This is a genomic window from Sporosarcina koreensis, assembly GCF_042655825.1.
GTDB classification, from domain to species: Bacteria; Bacillota; Bacilli; order Bacillales_A; family Planococcaceae; genus Sporosarcina; species Sporosarcina koreensis.
Map to the genome: position 1 here is coordinate 550,522 of NZ_JBHSNP010000011.1, position 22,854 is coordinate 573,375.

The window sequence follows — 22,854 nt, forward strand, 5'->3', positions numbered from 1 at the left end:
CCATTTTACGGTAAGCCTCATTTGAAAGGAATAAAAATAACAAAAAGTATCGGGAGTATGTCCTCACGATACTTTTGTCAATACATTATTTTACTGAATCAGGAATTAAAGAATAATAAGATTTGCCGTCCAAGCGGTCCACCAATTCGGCTTTTGCCTGTTCGATGATCGCCGGGTTTTCAATAACTTGCAGTGCAGTGGACGCGATTACTTTTGCCGCCTGCAGCATTCCCTTGTGTGCAATCGGCGTTGCTCCCTGTGACACGACCTGCCATGTATGGAGTGGGGTGCCTAAAGCAAAACAGCTTGTGAGACATTGCATCGTTGGCACGACCCAGCTGACATCCCCGACGTCCGTTGAGCCTGAAAGAATCGCTTCCGTAGTGGAATGGGGCGGAATCAGATCAGCAATAACCTTTTCCTTCAGCTTTTTCACTGTTTCCCGGTCCCGTCCTGCATATGCATTGTTCAGATCTTCCTCTGACAATGTGCTCCGGATTTCTTTCGCAAATGCCACGTCCGCTTCATCATAGGAAGGAACCCCGACATTCACTAGGTTTTCATACATCACATCAGCAAGGACAGAATTAGGAATCAGATTGGAAGCAGTTCCCACAAATTCAACGTCAAACGTCGTACCCGTCATTAATGCAGCTCCACGAGCTATATCGTGCACCCTGTCGTAAAGTGATTCCACTTCATCCTTTTCAGCTGCCCGTATCAAATAGACGACTTCTGCATTCGCCTGAACCACATTCGGCGAAGTGCCGCCTGTATCCGTAACCGCATAATGGATTCGTGCGTCTTGCACCATATGCTCCCGTAAATAATTGACACCGACATTCATTAACTCCACTGCATCGAGTGCACTTCTACCTAAATGAGGCGTGGCCGCAGCATGGGCGCTCTTCCCTTTGAACTTGAAACGCGCAGAGTAATTGGCAAGCGTCTTCACATTCATGAGTCCCGGTACATCCCAAGGGTGCCACGAGAACGCGACATCTACATCGTCAAACAGACCTGCCCGCGACATGAAGGCTTTACCGGACCCATTTTCCTCTGCAGGGCAACCATAATAACGGACCGTCCCTTGCAAACCATTCTGTTCAATACATTCTTTAACGGCGACAGCAGCTGCAAACGCGCCTGTCCCAAGAAGATTATGGCCACATCCATGCCCATTTCCGGCTTCGACAATTGGATCATGATGGGAAAGCCCTTTTTTCTGACTGAGCCCTGGCAAAGCGTCGAATTCACCTAAAATCGCCACGACCGGCTTCCCTGTACCAAAACTCCCGACAAAAGCGGTGCTAAGACCCGCGACTCCCCTCTCGACATGAAACCCTTCTTCTTCTAACGCCCCAATTAAGAAGGCGGATGATTGATGTTCTTCGAAATACAATTCAGGTACTTCCCATATTTTATCGCTTAACGCAATGAATTTATCCTTTTTTTGTTCAATCAAATTTGAAATCGTTTTCATTAATTCCATCATTATCTCTCCTTATCTACATGAATTGCCGTTTGCGTTTATGCGTTCGCTTGAAGTAGCTCGCCCTTCCGGAAATTCAACGTCAAAAGTGAAATCGTACAGATGATGGCAAAAATGATCAGCATCCAAAAAGCCGCATTATACGAGCCGTTAAATGTCTGCACAATAAACCCGATAGCAAGCGGGGTAATAAAACCGGCTAGCTGACCTCCTGTATTCGCAATACCCATGCTTGTCCCAGTCACAGCGGATGGAAGCCTTTTCAAAATAATTGCCGGCAACAGAAGCATGACAAAGGATATAAAAAGAATAACAATCGTCTGGTATGCAACGAACATTGTTACACTCGGCGCATTGAACATGAGATATAGAAGGATACCGACAGCAACGCAGGAAATTGCGCCAATCACTTTTTCCTTGCCAAGTGGAAGTCTATCGATGACATAACCAGATAAAAACATCGCAAAAATCATTGCTAAACCTGGAACTGTTTGCGCCCATCCAAGTGAAATCAAGTCAAGTCCTCTCACATTCACGAGGTACGTCGGCAACCATGTTGCCAAGCCCCAGTTAATGGCGTAAATGCTGTAGTAGGCAATGAATAGATTCAACATGATTGGCGTTTTTAGTACTTGTTTAAAAATTCCTTGCTGGGAATCCCCTGAAGGTTTCAGCTGCTCTTCTTTAAGATTAGCAGGCAGTCTGACGAAGATCCAGAAGAGGATCGTGATGATAATTCCAATACCACCGAGAATCAAGAATGATATACGCCAACCTATCGTCGTCAGCATATAGGCGGAAAGAAGAGGTACAATCAGCGATACAATCCCTCCCGACGATAACATGATCGACATGGCCCAAGCTCTTTTATCCGTTGGAAATGTTTGCGAAATCAATTTCGAGCTTGACGGCTGGAATCCACCTTCCCCGATTCCGAAAAAGAAACGGATGATGATCATCGAAGCCAATGACCACACTGCCCCAGTCAAAGCCGTAAAGATCGACCACATTAGAACGGAGACGATAAGGACCCTTCTTGACCCCAATCTATCAGCCAACCACCCACCGGGAATTTGCATGAGCGCGTACCCTGCAAAAAAACTACTAAGAATCAATCCCGTACTGGTAGGATTTAATTGTAAATCCTTTGTTATGGACAGTACTGCGTAGTTAATAAAATAACGATCGAAATTACCAATCGCCCATCCAATGAAAAGTAATAACAAAATCATATTTCTTTGTTTCACAGAAACCATAGGGAAACCTCCTTTTCAGAACTTCCTGTCTCATTTTGCGTATATTTAACGAAATATACGTTATATCACTTACTATAAATAAAATTTAAAAGCGGTGCAATACTTTTCTATTTTCCAGATTCCGCCCAACCTTCAAAATAGTTATCTGTAATTGTTTTCAAAGATGCCGGAGCTGGTGAAGGGTCAGTTGCAATTACGTTAATTTCTCCATTATCGACCACACCCCATAGAAATTCTTGTGTATAACCAATTAAACAATTTAAACATTTGAAACAACAAAAAATGCCCCACAAAGATATATTCTCCACGAGGCAATTTAGAAAAAGTATTTATTTCTCAAAAATCGTTTCTCTTTTGAAGCTCGATCCTTTAAAGGCAAACTTCGAAAGAAGATAATAAGCTATTCCTGCCACAACTACTCCGATGACCCATGCAAGATGAACAACTATGAACGCAGCCGCGGCACCGATAAGCATCGCTAGCAATCCTGCTTTATTAAATCCGGCATAAGGACCATCTTCCTTATACAAATCAGAGACATTGACCTTCTGTTTTCTCAAGATATAATAGTCGACTAATAATATTGAAATTACGGGCCCTAAAAACGCGGAATAAATAAGTATGAACATGTCCAGACCTTTAGCCGACGATTCTTTAATAAGCAACCAAGGAAAAGCGCCTAACGCAAGCATTCCCGTAATAATGGCAGAGGTTTTGTATTTCAGTTTCGTCAACATTGTAATGACATAAACGGGCGGGATAATGTTAGCCACCATATTCGTCGCGATTACTGTAACAATGATAAATGCAGATACAACAACCGAGAGAATATCATTATTAAGTATGATTGGAAGTGCTAGTGCAGGATTTGTTATACCTGTTGCTGCAGCAAGCATAGCCCCAATAACAATAACAAAACCATATGAAAGGGTAATTGGGAAAAAGTATAAGGTTGCACGTTTCTTATCACTCATGCCTGTTTTCAGCTCTCTGGAATAGTCAGCTGCGCTTACAAAAATGCCAGCATAATTCCCTAAGAAGACCATGATGAGACCAAAGAACGGCAAGCCCCATGAGCCTTTTGCTTGTATCCAGTTTTGTGTGATTTCAGTGCTGTAGTTCGACATAAGTATGACAAATACATAAATTAATCCTGCCGCAAAAACAATAGATGCAATTGTTTCTACCCATTTAACTGCATGGAAGCCGAATAACGATAGTATAATTTGGAATAGTTGTAGCGCGACAAAACAAATAAATATATTATCAAAGGACCCGCCAGTAACAATCTTTGCAATTTCGTTTAAGGCAGTTCCGCCAATCCAGCTTTGAATCCCGTACCAAACGATAGCGGGTATACCACGTAATAGTGATGATATAACTGTCCCTTTTATCCCAAAGGACATTCTAAGCTGGACAACATAGGGAACTCCCTCTTTGTAGCCCAGTCGATCATTTAAGGCAAAAACAGTGGAAATGATGGCAATTGCGGCAATAGCTGCTAAAATTGTTTGGAAAATGTTTAATGTTGCTACACCTGCTACAATCACACTGGCACCTAACGTCATGTTCCCTAAGTTAACACCGTCGCCAACCCACATGAATATATAGTCTTTTGGTTTAACCGTCCTATCCTGATCTGTTTTTGGATGGAGTGATTCATCCAGCCTCGTAGCATGTTCAATCTGCGAATCCACCCTTTCATTATTTGTAGACATGTTCACCCAAACTCCTCTCTATTGCATGCAGTACTTAACACAACTTCTCCGCCCTACACTCCATTCAGGTGCTTTTTATATCCACATATTTTTTCTTTCGTGGATAAATATTATTATGTTCTTCTTTTTGTTTCCTAATCAATCAAAAGTGGAATCCTTGATACTCAATGAACAATAACAAATCGCCCCACAGATTTGCTTGTAGACAAGCAAATCGACCTCATAAGCCATCTTACAAAAGATTATTTGAGGGCGCCTTAAATCGTGAAATGACGCACTTGAAAGCGGTTAAAATTTTTCAAGGCTAATATATGACGGAATAATCAGACTTGTATTTCCTTCTGATTCATGGTAATAATTTATTATCACCAACGAAATACTAGACGAGATGAGGAATGTTAAATGTCGAAAAATTATCAGTCTTCTTTAGAGATGCATCGAATTCACGGAGGTAAAATGGAAATCTTGTCTAAGGTCCCGCTAGGCAATAAAGTGGACCTCAGTTTGGCTTATTCGCCAGGGGTTGCAGAACCTTGTATTGAAATCGCCAACAACCCGTCGGCAGTGTATGACCTTACGATCAAAGGGAATTTAGTTGCTGTCATTACGGATGGATCAGCTGTGTTAGGGTTAGGCGATATTGGACCGGAAGCAGCTTTACCGGTAATGGAAGGTAAATCGTTATTATTAAAGAGATTTGCAAATATCGATTCCATTCCTATCTGTTTGGGTACCAAAGATGTCGATGAAATCGTACAGACGGTAAAAGCGATTAGTCCTACGTTCGGCGGCATCAATTTAGAAGACATTTCAGCACCCCGCTGCTTTGAAATTGAGAGAAGACTGAGGGAAGAATGTGATATCCCGGTTTTTCATGATGATCAGCACGGAACTGCAATTGTTGTCGCTGCAGGGTTACTTAATGCTTTAAAAGTTGTGAACAAAGATATGAAGTCCCTTAAAATAGCCGTCAATGGAGCCGGTGCAGCTGGTATTGCCATTGTCAAGCATCTTCTGAATGTGGGCTTTGAAGACATCATCATTTGTGATTCGAAAGGTGCCATTTATAAAGGACGCCCTGAAGGCATGAATCCGATAAAGGATGAAATATCTGAAATAACAAACCCGCTCCATATCACTGGGACGTTACAAGATGCAATGACTGGTGCAGATGTTTTCATCGGTGTATCTGTCGCGAATGTATTGACAAGTGAGCTGATTGGTTGCATGAACCGTGATCCGATCGTCTTTGCGCTTGCGAATCCCGATCCTGAAATCACACCTGATAAAGCCAAGGAATTCGGTGTCCGCGTCATCGCCACTGGCCGTTCCGATTTTCCGAACCAAGTGAATAATATCCTTGCATTTCCAGGGATTTTCCGCGGAGCCCTCGATGTCCGCGCAACCGAAATCAATGAGCCTATGAAGCTGGCTGCGACTTACGCAATTGCTTCCCTCGTAGATGAAGCGGAGCTACATGATGATTTCATCATTCCAAGTCCGTTTGACGATCGGGTTGCAGAAGTCGTTACCCGAGCAGTTAGCGAGGCTGCCATCGAAACAGGCGTCGCAGCTGTTAAATTACTCATTAAACAATAAAGAACACGATTATTTGATGCGTCATAAAACGGTTTCGACTGTTTTATGACGCTTTTATTAATTATTTTCACCGGCTCTAAATCCAGTTTCTCATGCAAATACACCACAAATTAAGCAAAAAAGAAACCTTCACATATCATGAAGATTTCTTTTTAAATCTTTATATATTATTCTCCGTCAGTAACGCCAAGTGATTCAAAGCATCTTCAACCGTTGAACCATCACGTTCAGCAAGCTTTGGTAATTGTTTTTCAATGAGTTCTGTACGAGTAGGTCCTGGTAAAATCGAATTGGCCGTAATGCCGAATTCTGCGTTTTCCATTGGCTCTTGAACAACTCCACAATTTAAAGACCTAACTTTTTTATTTTTTATTTAACTCCAAAAAACCTAACAAAAATTCCATACGATACGAATGCTGTTACAAAACCACTTATCCAAGAAAGATCAGAGAAGAAGGAAAGAGTTGGAATAAAAATACCACTTAGCGATACTAAAACCCCTAGAATCGTTGCAATATAGGCATTTTTATTAACTCCACGGAACTTATTTGCTGCAGTATCTTTCGTGTCGTAATAAAGTTCTTTCAAATCGATATTTTGTTTAGCTACTATAAAGAACTGATAAATCATTACACCAGATACCGGACCTAAAACTGCACCAATTCCATTCAAGAAAGTATAGATACCTTCCGGGTTTTCCATCAATTTCCACGGCATAATCAAGAAACCGAGAATACATGCTGTTAGAACACCTCTTCGGTAATTGAACCATTTCGGGAAGAGAGCAGTTAATTGATATGCCGCTGGCGTGAGGTTAGCCGTTGCATTGGAGTTTACTGTTATTAACAATAATACTATTGTTGCAAATAGAATTGCTGGTAGGTTGTCCCAATGGTTAATTACGTTTAATACATCCCATTGTTCCACTCCGTAATGAATCGAACTACCAATTAAGATAGTGATACTAGTGAATACAAAAATTGCGTAACCAACAATTAAACTTAATCCTTGTCCAAGTGCTTGTTCTTTCGTTGAATTTGCATTTTGGGTAAAGTCAGCAACACTTGTTCCTGGAGCTGACCAAAATGCCAATACAGCACTAATAATCATAAAGTAAGCAAATATAGGATTTACATCTTGTGCTCCTGAGACAGAATAGCTAAGAATATTACCTAATCCACCACCTACAATTACTCCCCAAATTCCCATGGAGATAAATAGAACATAAATTAAGATGGTTAATATCGTATTAAATCTGTTTAAGACCGTGCTTCCATTAATACTTATTGCAATATTAGCTACCCAAAAGATGATAAAAGATATTAGTCCTGGTAAACCGATTCCAAAAAATGTTATGTCTCCGCCTACTTCTATAAAGCCAGGCCACAACTTACCCATAATAATGAATAGTGCTTGCGATCCTACAAAAGTTTGCAGACCAAACCAACCAATTGCAACTACAATTCCCCGTAAAAATCCAGGTAATTTAGCCCCAGCTTCTCCATACGTTGCCCGTAAATGCATTGCAAATGGAATACCGTATTTTGAACCAGCTCGTCCGTTATAGGCCATAAATATAGCAGTAAGTATTGCCCCTAAAATTAAAGCAAGCATGACATTAACCGGAGCTAAACCAAGAACCAAGAAACCACCGACCGCAGCATAGTTTGGAATGTTGTGTAGATTACCCATCCAGAGATTAAAATAGTTAAAGACACCCATATTACGTTTTTCTTTGGTCTTCGGCAATAAATCCTCGTTATCGTAACCTCTTGCTCTGAATAACTTAACGTCTTCTTGAGTTACCCTAATATCTTCTTGACCCATATTGAATTAACCTCCTTGAGGCAATTATTTTTTCTTTTGTCAATAAAAGCTAGATAAATCTGTTTATCATCTTTTTGCAATATTTGTATGCTCAAAACTCCTTATTAAAAAACCAACAATTATACCCCCATCTAAAACAGGACGGGGGTATGTGTTTTGGAAGTGGAAGTATTAAACTTATTGTACTCTTGTCATTTTCTTGCTGCGACTTCGCAAGTAATACCCTTATTAAGTATATTTAAATACTTAAAATGTAACATTCTAATTTATACATGGATTTCAAGAGGAAGTTAGTCCTTTTTTCGTAATAAGCTATTTAATATTATTGAGCTGTAAATCCACCGTCTACAATATATTCTGATCCAGTTGTGAATGTCGATTCATCTGAAATTAAATGTAAAACTAAGTATGCAACTTCTTCAGGCTCTCCAGCACGTCCTTGAGGGGTAGCTTTTTTGACCTCATCGAAAATTACAGCTCGTTCTGTAGCAATTCCACCAGGGTGTACGGAATTTACTCGTATATTAGATTCAGCTAACTCAAGTGCAGCGACTTTAGTCATTCCTCTTATTGCAAATTTTGATGCAATATAAGGGATAAGATTTCTAGAACCAACTATACCTGAAGTAGAAGACATATTTACAATGGAGCCACCACCATTAGCTTTTTTCATAGATTTTACTACAGTTTGCATACCCTTAAAAACACTATATGCATTAAGATTAAAAATTTTATAGAAATCTTCATCTGTTACTTCTTCCAATGGAACGATTTTTCCAGCTGTTCCAGCATTATTTACAAGCCCAGTAATTGGTCCAAATGTATTCTCTGCCTTATCAACAACAACTTGCCAATCTTCTTTATTCGTTACATCGTGTTTTATAAAAATTGCATTTTCACCAAGTTCCTCTGCTACTTTTTGACCCTTTTTTACTTCTATATCAGTTAATACAACTTTTGCTCCTTCTTTTATAAACAATCTTGCAAAAGTCTCTCCCATACCATTAGCTGCTCCAGTTATAATTACTACTTTCTCTGATAATCTACTCATTGTCTGTTCCTCCTTATTTAGTTAACTCTAGTTGTGTTTCTTTTAACCTTATCACCGAAGTTTTTTCTCTATTCGTCCATCACCACCTTTAATGTATCTACATGTCAGAAGGTTTGTGATTTTAACGATTCGGGCTGGTATAACTATCAACAGTCCTATCTCGATCGGTTTTCGGATACAATGATTCATCCAATCCCGTGGCATGTTCAATTGTTGTATCGTAACTTTCATTTACTGTAGACATAAGCCATACTCCTTTGCCTTGTATGTTATAGTGCGAAATTATCCTCATATAATAAAAGACTGCCTAATATTTATTTTGAGTTGCGAATAAATAATGTTAAATCAGCCTTTTCATATCCTTCGAGAACGTTTTAGTTGTTTACAATAATTATTATACATTGCTTTATAAGGAAGGTCTTCATGCCTATTCAACAAAATTAACAAAGCAGGCTATATACTGTACATAACAAAACTAACAACAGCGGCTTCAGTGTACAGTGGCTTGTACACTTTGAACAATATATTAAAAACATTTATTGAAAATTTATAAATTTACATACCATATAAGTTGCACTCCATCCTTCACAGAAGCCTCATTGTAATACACATCTTCGTCTAATTTACCCAAAGTCAAACCTTGTTTCCAATATAATTTACAAGCTGGAATATTATTATTTTTACATTCTATTTTCATTTGCTTAAACCCATTTGATTTCGACCATTCAATAGAACCAAAATAGCCTTGTGCCCACGCCCTGTTGTTGTATCAATCGTCTATTCGTATATCCCATAACACAGCCAAGTCGTCCCTCCCCTGCAAAAAAGATTACATCGTTTGTAAAAGTACACATTAACGAACAGCGTTTCAAAACTAAAAATACAATTTAAAAGGTAGTTAGTAAACTCACTTATTTACTTTTTGAACGTTTACTTGATAATTTGCGATTACCGAACAGAAATTATACTCTTTTAGAATAATACACCCTCAAAAACTTGCTCATGCTGTTGAGGCTTTTTGATGCTTACAGAAAAACATAGTTATATAAGTACATGTCAAATAAGTTGAATGTATAAAATTTGTAATTCCAAACGTTTCTAATGTAATCCCCCAAAAAAATAACGACCGTAAACGCTGTGAAATCATCGTTTACGGTCGTTATTTTCATGTGATGCTATGTTGTTCACTTTTCATCTAAAAACGTCCCAGGCAGGAATCGAACCTGCGACCCTCAGCTTAGGAGGCTGATGCTCTATCCCCTGAGCTACTGAGACAAATGAAAGTACCTTTCTATTATAAAGAGTGGAACTGCTAAGAGCAATACATTTGTTGTTCAAATGAAAAAATCGTATGACTAAGTGTTATACACACATATTAGGGTAAAAGTGAATGAAAGATATTAGGGGAGGTATGATGCATGGAAAGAAGTTCTTCAACAGAACGATTTCAACCGATGACTTCGGTAACGAGCGGACAAGGGATCGAGGTAGCTCCAGACCTATACTGTTATACGGTTCAAATCGTAAATGTCATTTTTTTCGGAGTTGCGGGTGAAGGAAACGACTGGGTACTAATAGATGCAGGGATGCCAAAGTCCGGTGATAAGATAAAAGAAGAAGCTGAAAAGAGGTTTGGTAATGATAACCCTCCGAAAGCTATAATCCTAACCCATGCGCATTTCGACCATATCGGAGGTTTGATCGATCTATTGGAAGTTTGGGATGTACCGGTTTATGCACATGAATTGGAGTTACCCTATCTTACCGGTCAGAAGAATTATCCTGAACCCGACACGACCGTCGAAGGAGGAATGGTAGCTAAGTTATCATTTATGTTTCCACATGAGAGCATCGACATCGGATCAAAAGCCCATGCACTGCCAGATGATCATACAATCCCGTTCATGCCCGGCTGGAAATGGATTCACACACCAGGGCATACCGAAGGGCATATTTCCCTGTTCCGACATGATGATCATGCTATGATTGTTGGAGACGCTTTTGTGACCGTCATACAAGATGAGCTGTATAAGGTGTTCACACAAGAAAAGGAAATTGGTGGACCCCCACGATACTTAACGCCCGATTGGGATATAGCGGAACAGTCCGTTGAAATTTTAGCTGCGTTACGGCCGAGCCTTGCCATTACTGGCCATGGTGTCCCTGTAGAGGGACAATGGCTGCATGAGAATCTGGATAGATTGGCGTCAGATTTCCAATCGATCGCAGTACCTGACCACGGAAGGTACGTGGATGATTCAAAGTGATGTCCAATGTAATTGCCTTTACCCCCACTTTCTTAGTTTCCTGTCATATTTACAGACATAACAGGCAAGCTAAGAAAAAGATGAGTGAGGAGGTCATGGCAATGGATAGAGTCGAACGGCGAATTACAAAACGAAATGAAATTGAAAGGCACAAAAAGAAATACGCGGAGAAATTCCACGAATTCGCCACTTTAGGCGATTATAAAGAAGCAATGGTAGGTGCTTACAGGAAGACGAAACGTGAGCAAATCGAAGACGATGAATCAACGACGAACCAATAACAAAGACGTCTCTCTGTCGCAAATGACAAAGAGACGTCTTTTTGAATTTCAAAATAAAGCAGGTGCTGTCAATCCAATGATAATGCCAACGATGGCAATAAGGATAATAATTGGCAAGAAGACAACCACGGCGGCTTTCCATGCTGAAAATCGATGAACTTCTGAAATTGCCGCTATCAGAACGACCAATGACCAAATCCCTACAATAAAGTTGACGAATAATGAAATGATTGACCACCCAAACTGTCCAAATGAGAAATCATAATCACTTATGAAATTACCTTTCCCCAAAATAATCAGGTCAGGTATCCAAATAAGCCCCCCGATGATAATAATGATGCTGGAAACCGTAAATGCCTTCCGTGATTCCTCGGATGTGCCCATCCCGCCTAGCATAAGTGATAATGCGTGGTAGATGCCTGATGCAATGTAAAGGCCGATCACTCCTATGATTGGTCCGGCAAGCAAAGCCACTAATAGAATGGCAGCTATATTCCAAGTCTCAAATAGATCATTGCCCGAAGCTTGATCGAGAAAATGGATAATTCCCGTAACCATCGCAATCATAAGAACAAAACTGCCAGTTTTATATTCCATGACATATTGGACTGTCTTTCTTGGATGAAGCCATACGGAAGCCCATGGATTCAATTGTCGACCTGCATTGTCCTCGTTTTCAATGTTTTGCATACACAACCCCACTCTCCATTACTCTTTTTTTGCCCTACTCATGCATACGTATCAGAATGCATTTCGTTTCAAAGAATAATAGAGAATCGGAATTCATTTATTTAGCCCTTTCCCCATTCCTTTCAAGAAATCCAATCCGTATTTCACTGCGCGATTAATATCCGGATCGTTAAGTGCCGTCATGACTTGTAAAACGGACACTTTATCCCCATTTCCTTTATACAGCTCAGCCTCTTCAATCCCCTTCGTGACGCTATCCTTCAAATTTGACGTTACTTCCGGATTTAAAGATGTCAAAAGGCCTGTCGCATTAAGTAAATTATTGATTAGATTCGTCATTGGCTCACGTGAAGCTTGTGCAACGGCAATGCCTGCAATCTCATCCTTTGCTTTCACCATTGCATTCACCGCATCGAGAAGACCAGCCCGATCCAATTCCCCGGTAATTTCGAGAATTTTATTCAATGATTGCTGTTGTTCTGAAATGAGGGATTGCAGTTCTGACATTTTCTGTTGCTGTTGCTCTTCAAGTGTCAATTCTTTTCTTTTGATGGAAGTAATCGGTGCTGCCATTCATCTCACCCTTTCTCCACTTGATCTGTCAGATGTTCATAGCCAGGTCTCGCCCACTTCCGCTCAACTTCCACCCCGTTTTGCGGATGACGCTTCTTATTCCGGTGGTTGCTTGCTGGCAAAGGATTTTCTCCGTCTTTCTGTAAAACCTCCATCCGGACTTTGGCTTGTTTGAATGCTGGTGTATTCGTCCTTTGGTCAACCGCAGTTCCCGTAAGGAAGTTTATCGCCGATTCTTTTTCCACCGAGTTCATCGGAAGGAATAATTCATTCCCTTTCACTCTGTCAGTTACAAGGGCGGGTAAACGTAGGGCTCCGTGAGGCGATACGAGCCTTACGATTGAACCGCTCAGCACCCCTCGCTCCTTGGCAAGTTCCGGCGAAACCTCTACGAAAACTTCAGGCACCTTGGACTGGATCCCTCCCGATTTATTTGTCAGATTCCCCTCATGGAAATGCTCAAGGATCCGGCCATTATTAATATGCAAATCGAATTCTTCATCATAATGTGCAGGTTCCACCCAGTCGGATAAGGCAAATCTTGCTTTTCCATCCGGGAAATTGAATCCGTCGACATAGAGCAACGGCGTGCTTTCTCCGTTCAAGCTTCCCCACAAAAAGCTATCCCAGTTTTCCATATTGCTGTAATCGGCCTTGCTGAATAACGGCGAAAGACTGGCCATTTCAGCAAAGATTTCACTTGGATGTGTAAACTGCCAATCGGCCCCCAGTCTTGTAGCGATTTCCTGGACAATCCACCAATCCGCCTTCACATCCCCTAATTCCGGCAATGCTTTATACAATCGCTGCACTCTTCGTTCCGTATTCGTAAATGTCCCATCCTTCTCCAAAGAAGGAACTGCCGGAAGGATGACATCTGCATATCTAGCTGTCCTCGAGAAGAAAATATCTTGGACGACTAGGAAGTCGAGTTTAGATAAAACGTCATGGACGTGATTCGCGTTGGAATCAACAAGAGCCATGTCTTCACCGACGATATACATCCCTTTCATGATGCCTTCATCGACTGCATGTAGCATCTGGATATTATCCAGCCCTGGTTTATTTCCAATTTTGACCCCATATGCGCGCTCGAACTTTTCACGTGCAGCATCATCCGTCACATGCTGATAACCCGGCAGCCATCCTGGAAGTGTTCCCATATCACAGGCACCTTGGACATTGTTATGTCCACGGAGCGGGTAAGCACCTGCACCTGGTCTGCGATAATTACCAGTAACAAGAAGTAAGTTGGATATCGCAGCGGAAGTATCCGATCCACCAGTATTTTGAGTGACTCCCATTCCCCATAAAATACATGTTCCATCAGCGTCGCGAATCATTTCAGCTGTGCGGATCAACATATCTTTCGGTACACCGGTAATATGCTCAGCAAAATCAAGCGTGTATGTTTTCAATACATCTTTGAACTCCTCAAAATGATGGACATTTTCTTGGATGAATGCCGAATCATGCCAACCTTTGTCAATCATATATTTTGTAACGGCCATCAGCCAAACTTGGTCCGTTCCCTGCTTAGGGCTAATGAAAATATCAGATCGCTCCGCCATTTCATGTTTGCGCAAATCAGCGACGATCAATTTCTGACCATGCAGTTTATGTGCCCTCTTTACACGCGTGGCGAGGACAGGATGCCCTTCAGCCGGATTCGCTCCAATGATGATGACGAGGCCCGCCTCCGAAATGTCTTTAATCGTTCCTGCGTCACCGCCCATCCCAACTGTACGGAATAACCCATCGGTTGCCGGCGATTGACAGTAGCGCGAACAGTTGTCGACATTATTCGTCTTAAACACTTGCCTCGCAAGCTTTTGAATCAGGTAGTTCTCTTCGTTTGTGATTTTAGATGATGAAATGACACCCACACTATCTTCCCCATATTCCTTGTGGATGGACCCCAACCGTTCCGCAACCAAATCCAATGCTTCCTTCCATGTGGCTTCAACGAAGGAATCCCCTTTTCGAATAAGTGGAGTCGTCAATCTTTCTTCGCTGTTGATGAAATCCCAGCCGAATTTTCCTTTTACACAAGTCGAGATTGCATTGACAGGCGCTTCAGAAACTGGTTGTATCTTAAGGATTTTCCTGTCCTTTGTCCAAACTTCAAATGAACAGCCAACCCCGCAGAATGTACATACCGTTTTTGTTTTCTTCGTTCTTGTATCACGCATTGCAGCTTCTGCATCTGAAATTGCCATGATGCCGCTGTATCCAGGCTCAACATCCTTAACAAGATCAATCATCGGGGTAAGGATTTCTTCTTTCATGCCCGTCATGAACCCGGCTTCTCCTAGCATGGACTTCTCCATCAATGCGTTACAAGGGCAAACAGTTACGCAATGTCCGCAGCCAACACATGAGGAATCATTGATTTTGGCTCCGCCATCCCAAAGGACAATCGGACGATCCCTTTCCCAGTCGATGCTGAGTGTTTCATTCACTTGCAGGTTTTGACACACTTCCACACATTGTCCGCATGCAATGCATTGGTTAGGGTCATACCGATAAAATGGATGTGTGAAATCTACGCTGTCTTGTGTACATTTTGGTTCGTATGGGTACTTCTGCTCTTCGATCCCCATCATATCGACAGTATTATGGATTTTGCAGTTGCCATTGTTATTATCACAAACCGTGCAATATAATAAGTGGTTTTCAAGTATCCGATCCATCGCTTCCGTTTGGGCATCTTTTGCGCGTACAGAGTTCAATTGGACATCCATACCAACTTCGGCTTTTGTTGAACATGCTCTTACAAGACGTCCATTCAATTCAACGATACATGTATCGCATGTTTCGATCGGATCCACTTCAGGCAAATAGCAGATTTGAGGATGCTCGATCTGCTGTTCATTGACCACTTGTAATATTGTCATGCCGTCCCTGAACGGATATGCCTTTCCATTAATCTTGATTGACATGAAAATCCTCCTTTAACATTAAAAAACCACCATAGACAAATACACCTGCTTGGAGGTGTGTTTGTCTATGGTGGAATAGTCCAGTAGCAGTGCTTGCTAAATAACCAATCCAACTGTAAAGTAATTGAATAATAATACCGGTGCAGTTTCATACCCCGATATCATGCTTACTAGTATTATAGATTATATGCATTGATTATACAATGCTTTTTAGATAATTCGTATTTTTCAAAAGGAGTGCGTGTTATGTCAAAAAAAATCCATGATTTCAATGATATTATTAGAAAGCTAAGAAAAGACCTCTTTGGCAAAGGACCAGAAAGGATAACGACAATATTCGTCGACAATATGGCAATCTCAACGCTTTATGGGAATTTGACACCTACTGAAAAATTCATTGCGGGTACTAGTGAAGGCAAAGAGATGGTCCATATGGCCAGAACAAGAATGATACAAGAAGTGTATGATGAGTCACCGCCTGAAGGTCTTGAAGAGGTGGTTGGCGCTAAATTCGTCCATCTTTTTTCAGATATCAAATTGGAGGACGATATTGCGGTATCTGTTTTCTTATTCGATAGGATCATTGAACAATGAAAGGAGAACTATCATGAATCGCATTCAAAAACGGTCTATTTTGCGATTTGCAAACGGTAAATTCGAACAAAAGCAGGATGAGGTCGCAACCGAATACCCAATTACAGTTAAATTGAACGGTAAAGAACTCCTGACGATCGTGTGTACACCCGAGTATATCGAGGAGATGGTTGTCGGATTTCTAGCATCCGAACGGATTATCATTGATTACCAAGACATCCAGGAAATCCGGATAGAAGAAGCATTAGGCCTTGTACATATACAGACAAAGAGGACATTTCCTTTTTACGAACAGCTTCAAAACAAAAGGTATATCACATCCTGTTGCGGCATGAGCCGGCAAGGTTTTGTATTCGCCAATGATGCCCTCACAGCCAAAAGGATGTCGGAAAAGAATATATCTTTAGCAGCTAAAGATTGTTTTACATTGATGGAGAAAATGAACAAGAAAGCGGATCTGTTTCAACAAACCGGCGGTGTCCATATCGCAGCATTGTGTAATCCTAAAGATTTTATGTTGACGCGAATGGATATAGGGCGCCATAATGCGCTTGATAAAATTTACGGTCATTGTTTGAAAAACGATATTACTGTCAATGACAAGGTTATTGTATTTAGCGGTAGAATTTCTTCAGAGATATTGTTGAAGGTCGCAAAAATCGGCTGTGAAGTCGTCCTTTCAAAATCAGCGCCTACAGAATTGGCAATTAATCTAGCTGATGAGCTGGGGATAACAGCTGTCGGTTTCATAAGAGGCCAATCCTTCAATGTGTATTCACATCCTGAAAGAATCAAACTATGAATTTTCTTTGTTTTTAGAGTAGATTTAATTTTTAGTGACAAACCCCAATGATGATGATATTATGACAGAAATATGGCAGAATATGACTCTCTATTTTTTTCAAGAAGAATGAAAGGGTTTTCATTTTTCGTTTGCGATTGTAAAGAGAGAGTAAAAATTCATTGTCATATTACTTTTTTATCAAAGGGAGATGTGGAAAGTGAACGTGAAAGCGAAGAAAACGAAGAACAGATGGTTGATTGCCGCCTCCGCCGTTGGAATTCATATTTCGATCGGCTCCGTGTATGCATGGAGCAACTTCACCAACCCGCTGATCGATCAATTTGGTTGGTCGACCAGCCAAGTACAGTTGACGTTTAGTATCGCAATCCTATTTCTTGGCCTGTCTGCTGCTTTTCTCGGCCACTTCGTTGAAAAGCATGGTCCCCGTAAAGCAGGGATACTTGCAGCAACCTGCTTTGGTGTGGGTGTCATGGGTGCTGGTTTTGCTGTAAGCATGTCCTCACTGACGCTTTTGTACATTTTCTATGGGGTACTTGGAGGAATCGGGCTGGGTGTTGGGTATATCGCTCCAGTTTCTACACTCGTGAAATGGTTCCCCGATCGCCGAGGCCTTGCAACAGGAATGGCAATAATGGGGTTCGGCTTTGCTGCTGCAATCAGCAGTCCGATCATGGAAGCACTCATCACTTCCGTTGGTCTTCAAAACACATTCTTTATCCTTGGTGCATCTTATTTACTAATTATGATCGCCTCTTCGCTTTATCTTGAGAAACCCGAGGAGGGCTGGGCACCTGCAGGGTATGTAAAAAAATTGGAGGCCGGAAAAATCGAAGCGAAGGTAGACTTGGCACAATTGACAGCGAACGAAGCCGTCAAAACAAAACGCTTCTACTATTTATGGCTGATGCTGTTCCTGAATGTCACTTGCGGAATCGCAATCTTGTCGGCAGCAAAGCCTCTTGCCATTGAAAGTATTGGCATGACGACAATACAGGCCGCTGCACTTGTTGGTATTCTCGGCCTCTTTAATGGCTTCGGGCGGCTCGGATGGGCGTCCATTTCCGACTATATTGGCCGCAGACATACGTACACGACATTTTTTGTTATCCAGTTGGTATTATTTGCGCTCCTTCCCTTCACAACAAACGCGATTATTTTCCAAGTGATGCTTGCCGTGATCTATACTTGCTACGGCGGTGGGTTCTCATGCATCCCTGCCTATATCGGTGATATTTTTGGAACAAAACAACTTGGGGCCATTCATGGTTATATATTAACCGCCTGGGCTGCTGCAGGTATAGCTGGACCTATGTTTGCCGCATGGATGAAAGACACTACGGGAAGTTATGAAAGCAGCTTGCTCTTCTTCTCCGGACTATTTGCAGTTGCATTAGTCATTTCAATTTTGATACAATTCGATATCAAAAAAGTCAGAGCTGAGCAACATGTACCGAAGAGAGCAAAAGCAGTACAAACTGCTAAAAGCGTCTAACAATTTTATTTAATAATAATACCCCTAGACCTTTCAATCTGGTTTAGGGGATGTTTTTTACTTACAGTGGAATTTCATTGTATATATTGTATCGTTCTCATGTATGAATCGGTCTAGAAACACAAAACCGCCATGGCGACGTTAATCCGATGCCAGTGGCGGTTTGTTATTCATCAATTAACTTGTGCCTTCATTTCTTTGAACTCTTTTTCAGAGCAAAGAACGAAATGGCCAGGGTTTACTTCACGGAATTCCACTTTTTCATCGGGTCCGTAGTTATGCTTTTTCGGGTCATATGTTTGTCTTACCCGTGACCGTTCATAAATCGGATCCGGAAGCGGAATTGCGGATAACAATGATTTTGTGTAAGGATGCAAAGGATTTTTGTATAATTCATCAGCTGGGGCCATCTCAACAAGCTTCCCGAAATACATTACACCGATACGGTCAGAAATGTATTTTACCATTGATAAGTCATGCGCGATGAATAAATATGTCAATCCTTTTTCTTTCTGCAAGTCTTTCAGAAGGTTGACGACTTGTGCTTGAATGGATACATCGAGCGCTGAAATCGGTTCGTCGGCAATGATGAATTCCGGATTGACGGCAAGCGCACGCGCAATCCCGATCCGCTGTCGCTGACCTCCAGAAAACTCATGCGGATAACGATCGGCATGTTCCTTATTCAATCCAACTGTTTCAAGCAATTCGACTACTTTCTGCTTCCGCTCTTTCGGGTTTTTAACCAGACCGTGAACATCCAGTCCCTCTGCAATAATATCAAGAACTTTCATTCTAGGGTTCAGTGATGCGTATGGATCTTGGAAAATCATTTGCATCTTTTGGTTCAAAGCTTTCACTTCAGATTTAGATTTATTGGCATGCACACTGACTCCGTCATAAAGTACTTCCCCGTCAGTCGCGTCATAAAGTCGAATGATTGTCCTACCAGTTGTCGACTTTCCACAGCCTGATTCACCGACAAGCCCGAATGTCTCCCCGCGATAAATATCAAAGCTGATATTATCGATTGCACGAACTTCAGAAGGCTTCCCGGCATTAAAATATTGTTTCAAGTTTTTCACTTCAAGCAATTTCTCTGCCATCATGCATTACCTCCATTCGCTTGCTCAAAATATCTGCTTCCACGGAATGTCTTCATCCGGTCGATGATCGTCTTCGGAGGATCAACTTGCAGTGCGTTTGGATGCAGCAGCCAAGTTGCGGCATAATGTGTATCGCTCACTTTGAAGAACGGAGGCGGTTGTTCCATATCAATCTTCAAAGCATATTCACTACGTAGTGCAAATGCGTCTCCAACAGGCGGATTCAACAGATCAGGCGGAGTGCCTGGAATCGCATATAGCTTTTCCTCAGTCAAATCCAATGACGGCATTGAACTTAGAAGGCCCCATGTATATGGATGCTGCGGGTTATAGAAGATTTCATCAACCGTTCCCACTTCCACAATCCGGCCACCATACATAACAGCAACCCGATCTGCAACGTTCGCAACAACACCGAGATCATGTGTAATGAAAATGATGGATGTATCGACTTTTTTCTGGATATCCTTCATCAGTTCAAGGATCTGCGCTTGGATCGTTACGTCAAGTGCAGTTGTAGGTTCATCGGCAATCAAGATTTTCGGATTACATGCTAGCGCTATTGCAATGACGATACGCTGTCTTTGTCCCCCGGAAAATTGGTGAGGATACATTTTGAAACGGTTTTCCGCATTCGGAATTCCTACCATATTTAATAATTCAATGCCGACTTCTCTCGCCTTTGCCTTGCTTACTTTTTGGTGTTTCAAAATCGGCTCCATCACTTGCTTGCCGATTGTCATCGTCGGATTCAATGAGGTCATTGGATCCTGGAAAATCATTGAGATTTCTTTCCCTCTGATTTTTTGCATCTGCTTATCGGAAAGTTTCGTAAGATCATTTCCGTTAAATAGAATTTCACCATTTTTAAATTCAGAGCTTGACTCTGGCAATAAACGCATAATCGATTTCGTCGTAACCGATTTTCCGGAACCCGACTCACCGACAATCGCCAATGTCTCTCCTTTGTTCAAATCAAAACTGACTCCTCGAATCGCTTTCACTTCACCGGCAAACGTGTGGAAGGAAAGCTCCAAGTCTTTTACTTGCAATATTTTTTCCATCTTGGCTTTCCTCCAATCAATCTTTCATTTTCGGATCGAGCGCATCGCGCAGTCCGTCGCCGATCAAGTTAAATGCTATCATCAAGACACTGATGATCACAGCAGGGAACAATAAGAAATACGGTTGGTGTTCCATCACTTTGTAGGCATCATTGATTAATGTACCTAATGAAGCATCAGGCGGTTGCAATCCAAGACCGATAAAGCTTAAAAACGCCTCAAAGAAAATGGCAGTCGGAATCGTGAACATCGTATTAATGATGATAATCCCCATAATGTTCGGCAATAAATGTTTGCCGATGATTCTACTGTCACTCGCTCCTAATGTACGTGCAGCGAGTACAAACTCCTGCCCTTTATATTTCAATATTTGGGCACGTACAATTCGGGACATGCCAATCCATCCGGTGAGGGATATCGCAATGATAATGGCAGTTAGTCCTGGCTCCATTATCAATAGCATCAAGATTACGATAATAAGTGTCGGGATCCCTATCAAAATTTCGACAATCCGTTGCATAATATCATCGACACGGCCGCCGAAATAGCCCGAAATGCCTCCATAAAGGACACCGATGACGACATCGATCGCCGCTGCAACAAATGCGATCAATAAGGAAATTTGAGTTCCTTCCCAAACGCGAGTGAATAAGTCCCGGCCAAGTCCATCCGTTCCAAACCAGTAATACTCATCCACTTTTTTAATTTCATATAAGTTTACTTTTTCCCCGCCTAATTGACCCATTCCATTAAATATCCCTAATTTTTCAATCCCGGGGATTTTTGGCGGCAAGTTAGCGTGACGTAAAACTTGTTGCTCGCCATCATGTCCATTTAGATGTGGTCCTATCAATGCCATAATGATTAGTAATACAAGGACAAACATACTAACGATTGCAGCTTTGTTTTTACGCAACCTTAACCATGCATCTTGCCAAAAACTTAAACTCGGTTTTGTAATACGTTCAGCATTGCTGCTATCAAGTGTAATTCGCTCGAATCTTTCCGGCGGCAACTGTTGAAGTTCTTCTTTTCGCATTAACCTTTACCTCCAGACAAACGGATTCGCGGATCAATGATTCCGTAAAGAAGGTCTACAATGAAGATAATGAAAATCAACAATGCAGAGAAGAATAGTGTCGTACCCATAATCGTTGCAAAGTCATTCGTCATGATAGAAGATACGAACTGCTCCCCGATTCCCGGAATCGCAAAGATCTGTTCTACAACTAGGGAACCGGTAACAATACCGGCTGCTACCGGTCCTAATACTGTAACGAGAGGGATTAGCGCATTTCGGAATGCATGTTTGAATGCGATTTCAAAACCGCTCGCACCTTTCGCTTTTGCTAATGTAATATAGTCGGAACTCAATACTTCGATCATTTCAGTACGGATGAAACGTGCCGACAGTGCAAGTGGTCCCATCGCTAAAGCTATGGAAGGGAGGATACTTGACTTCCATCCGTCCTTCCAAAGTCCGACCGGAAGTAAATGCCACTGTGAAGCGACCCAATATTGCAATAATGAAGCGAATACGAACGAAGGTATCGATACGCCTAGTATCGCTACAAACGTACTACCATAATCCCATATCGTATTCTGCTTCAAGGCGGCGAGCATCCCTAACAGAATCCCAATGATCGTACCAAATACCATCGCCTGCGCCCCTAATATGAAGGAAGGTTTTACCCTCGAAGCCAATAGGTCGTTAACACTTTTCCCTTTAAAGACAAAAGATGTTCCCAAATCCCCTTTGGCCAAGTTTTTCATATAAATAGCGTATTGTACCGGTTTCGGTTTATCGATTCCATATTTCTTTTCCACAATTGCACGTTGAGTTTCATTCAGCTTGTTATAAGAAGCGATCGGTGAACCTGGCAGCGTCTGCATTAAGAAAAACGTTGCAGTTGCGATCAGGAACATCGTAAGGAACATGTAAACGAGCCGTTTTCCAATATACTTAACCACGTTGCACCTCCAAAGTACGTGAGTTTGATTTATGTCAAATTGAATAATCAATTTCTTTTCAAAATGAAAACACTTACAAACTTTCACTTTATTACCCTTTAGTAAAAAGAGAGTATATGGATATTC

The 22,854-nt window shown here is 41.5% G+C and carries 19 protein-coding genes and 1 tRNA gene; 6 read left to right on the forward strand and 14 right to left on the reverse strand.

Annotated features, from left to right (window positions below):
• Positions 1 to 85: 85 nt before the first annotated feature.
• From ACFPTP_RS09360 to ACFPTP_RS09370, 3 genes are all read right to left on the reverse strand, one after another.
• Positions 86 to 1,492 carry a M20 family metallopeptidase gene (locus ACFPTP_RS09360; RefSeq protein ID WP_381443887.1) on the reverse strand — a complete coding sequence of 469 codons (1,407 nt, stop codon included), beginning with the start codon at positions 1,490 to 1,492 and terminating at the stop codon, positions 86 to 88.
• 38 nt (positions 1,493 to 1,530) lie between these two features.
• Entirely contained in the window at positions 1,531 to 2,748 is a 1,218-nt protein-coding gene (locus tag ACFPTP_RS09365) for an MFS transporter (protein WP_381443889.1), read from the reverse strand.
• Between the two features lie 329 nt (positions 2,749 to 3,077).
• Positions 3,078 to 4,466 carry an NCS1 family transporter gene (locus ACFPTP_RS09370; protein ID WP_381443891.1) on the reverse strand — a complete coding sequence of 463 codons (1,389 nt, stop codon included), beginning with the start codon at positions 4,464 to 4,466 and terminating at the stop codon, positions 3,078 to 3,080.
• Between the two features lie 402 nt (positions 4,467 to 4,868).
• Between ACFPTP_RS09370 and ACFPTP_RS09375 the strand changes: the two genes are divergently transcribed.
• On the forward strand, positions 4,869 to 6,065 hold the full coding sequence (locus ACFPTP_RS09375; protein WP_381443893.1) for an NAD(P)-dependent malic enzyme: 1,197 nt from the start codon (positions 4,869 to 4,871) through the stop codon (positions 6,063 to 6,065).
• A 160-nt stretch (positions 6,066 to 6,225) separates the two neighbouring features.
• Here ACFPTP_RS09375 and ACFPTP_RS09380 read toward each other — a convergent pair whose 3' ends face one another.
• From ACFPTP_RS09380 to ACFPTP_RS09395, 4 genes are all read right to left on the reverse strand, one after another.
• Positions 6,226 to 6,387: a hypothetical protein gene (locus ACFPTP_RS09380; protein WP_381443895.1), complete on the reverse strand. Its 162-nt coding sequence runs from the start codon at positions 6,385 to 6,387 to the stop codon at positions 6,226 to 6,228.
• Between the two features lie 47 nt (positions 6,388 to 6,434).
• Positions 6,435 to 7,892, reverse strand: coding sequence for an allantoin permease (allW, locus tag ACFPTP_RS09385; protein WP_381443898.1), 1,458 nt, complete (start codon positions 7,890 to 7,892; stop codon positions 6,435 to 6,437).
• 322 nt (positions 7,893 to 8,214) lie between these two features.
• Positions 8,215 to 8,943 (reverse strand): glucose 1-dehydrogenase, encoded by a 729-nt coding sequence (locus ACFPTP_RS09390; RefSeq protein WP_381443902.1) that lies wholly within the window; start codon positions 8,941 to 8,943, stop codon positions 8,215 to 8,217.
• Between the two features lie 1,202 nt (positions 8,944 to 10,145).
• Positions 10,146 to 10,218 (reverse strand) — tRNA-Arg (locus ACFPTP_RS09395).
• A 143-nt stretch (positions 10,219 to 10,361) separates the two neighbouring features.
• On the opposite strand from ACFPTP_RS09395, the gene ACFPTP_RS09400 reads away from it, so the two are divergent.
• Positions 10,362 to 11,210, forward strand: coding sequence for an MBL fold metallo-hydrolase (locus ACFPTP_RS09400; protein ID WP_381443905.1), 849 nt, complete (start codon positions 10,362 to 10,364; stop codon positions 11,208 to 11,210).
• 101 nt (positions 11,211 to 11,311) lie between these two features.
• On the forward strand, positions 11,312 to 11,491 hold the full coding sequence (locus ACFPTP_RS09405; RefSeq protein ID WP_381443907.1) for a hypothetical protein: 180 nt from the start codon (positions 11,312 to 11,314) through the stop codon (positions 11,489 to 11,491).
• A gap of 48 nt (positions 11,492 to 11,539) precedes the next feature.
• On the opposite strand, the gene ACFPTP_RS09410 is transcribed toward ACFPTP_RS09405, so the two are convergent.
• The 3 genes from ACFPTP_RS09410 to fdhF form a co-directional block, all read right to left on the reverse strand.
• A complete protein-coding gene (locus ACFPTP_RS09410; protein ID WP_381443909.1) occupies positions 11,540 to 12,181 on the reverse strand; it encodes a YIP1 family protein in 642 nt (213 codons plus the stop codon).
• Between the two features lie 93 nt (positions 12,182 to 12,274).
• A complete protein-coding gene (locus tag ACFPTP_RS09415) occupies positions 12,275 to 12,754 on the reverse strand; it encodes a helical membrane plugin domain-containing protein (protein ID WP_381443911.1) in 480 nt (159 codons plus the stop codon).
• 5 nt (positions 12,755 to 12,759) lie between these two features.
• A complete protein-coding gene (gene fdhF / locus ACFPTP_RS09420) occupies positions 12,760 to 15,696 on the reverse strand; it encodes a formate dehydrogenase subunit alpha (RefSeq protein WP_381443914.1) in 2,937 nt (978 codons plus the stop codon).
• A gap of 246 nt (positions 15,697 to 15,942) precedes the next feature.
• Here fdhF and ACFPTP_RS09425 point away from each other — a divergent pair, with 246 nt between their 5' ends.
• From ACFPTP_RS09425 to ACFPTP_RS09435, 3 genes are all read left to right on the forward strand, one after another.
• A complete protein-coding gene (locus tag ACFPTP_RS09425) occupies positions 15,943 to 16,290 on the forward strand; it encodes a Na-translocating system protein MpsC family protein (protein ID WP_381443917.1) in 348 nt (115 codons plus the stop codon).
• Positions 16,291 to 16,303: 13 nt separating this feature from the next.
• Entirely contained in the window at positions 16,304 to 17,092 is a 789-nt protein-coding gene (fdhD, locus tag ACFPTP_RS09430; RefSeq protein WP_381443920.1) for a formate dehydrogenase accessory sulfurtransferase FdhD, read from the forward strand.
• 205 nt (positions 17,093 to 17,297) lie between these two features.
• Positions 17,298 to 18,587 (forward strand): L-lactate MFS transporter, encoded by a 1,290-nt coding sequence (locus ACFPTP_RS09435; protein WP_381444237.1) that lies wholly within the window; start codon positions 17,298 to 17,300, stop codon positions 18,585 to 18,587.
• A 173-nt stretch (positions 18,588 to 18,760) separates the two neighbouring features.
• Here ACFPTP_RS09435 and ACFPTP_RS09440 read toward each other — a convergent pair whose 3' ends face one another.
• Genes ACFPTP_RS09440 through opp3b form a run of 4 tightly spaced genes read right to left on the reverse strand, consistent with a single transcriptional unit; the run spans position 18,761 to position 22,728 of the window.
• Positions 18,761 to 19,693: an ABC transporter ATP-binding protein gene (locus ACFPTP_RS09440; protein ID WP_381443922.1), complete on the reverse strand. Its 933-nt coding sequence runs from the start codon at positions 19,691 to 19,693 to the stop codon at positions 18,761 to 18,763.
• Entirely contained in the window at positions 19,693 to 20,757 is a 1,065-nt protein-coding gene (locus ACFPTP_RS09445) for an ABC transporter ATP-binding protein (protein ID WP_381443925.1), read from the reverse strand. The genes ACFPTP_RS09440 and ACFPTP_RS09445 overlap by 1 nt, the downstream gene beginning before the upstream one ends.
• 16 nt (positions 20,758 to 20,773) lie before the next feature.
• Positions 20,774 to 21,796 carry an oligopeptide ABC transporter permease gene (gene opp3C / locus ACFPTP_RS09450; protein WP_381443927.1) on the reverse strand — a complete coding sequence of 341 codons (1,023 nt, stop codon included), beginning with the start codon at positions 21,794 to 21,796 and terminating at the stop codon, positions 20,774 to 20,776.
• Positions 21,796 to 22,728, reverse strand: a complete 933-nt coding sequence (opp3b, locus tag ACFPTP_RS09455; RefSeq protein ID WP_381443930.1) for an oligopeptide ABC transporter permease — start codon at positions 22,726 to 22,728, stop codon at positions 21,796 to 21,798. Before opp3b ends, opp3C begins: the two co-directional genes overlap by 1 nt.
• Positions 22,729 to 22,854 lie beyond the last annotated feature (126 nt).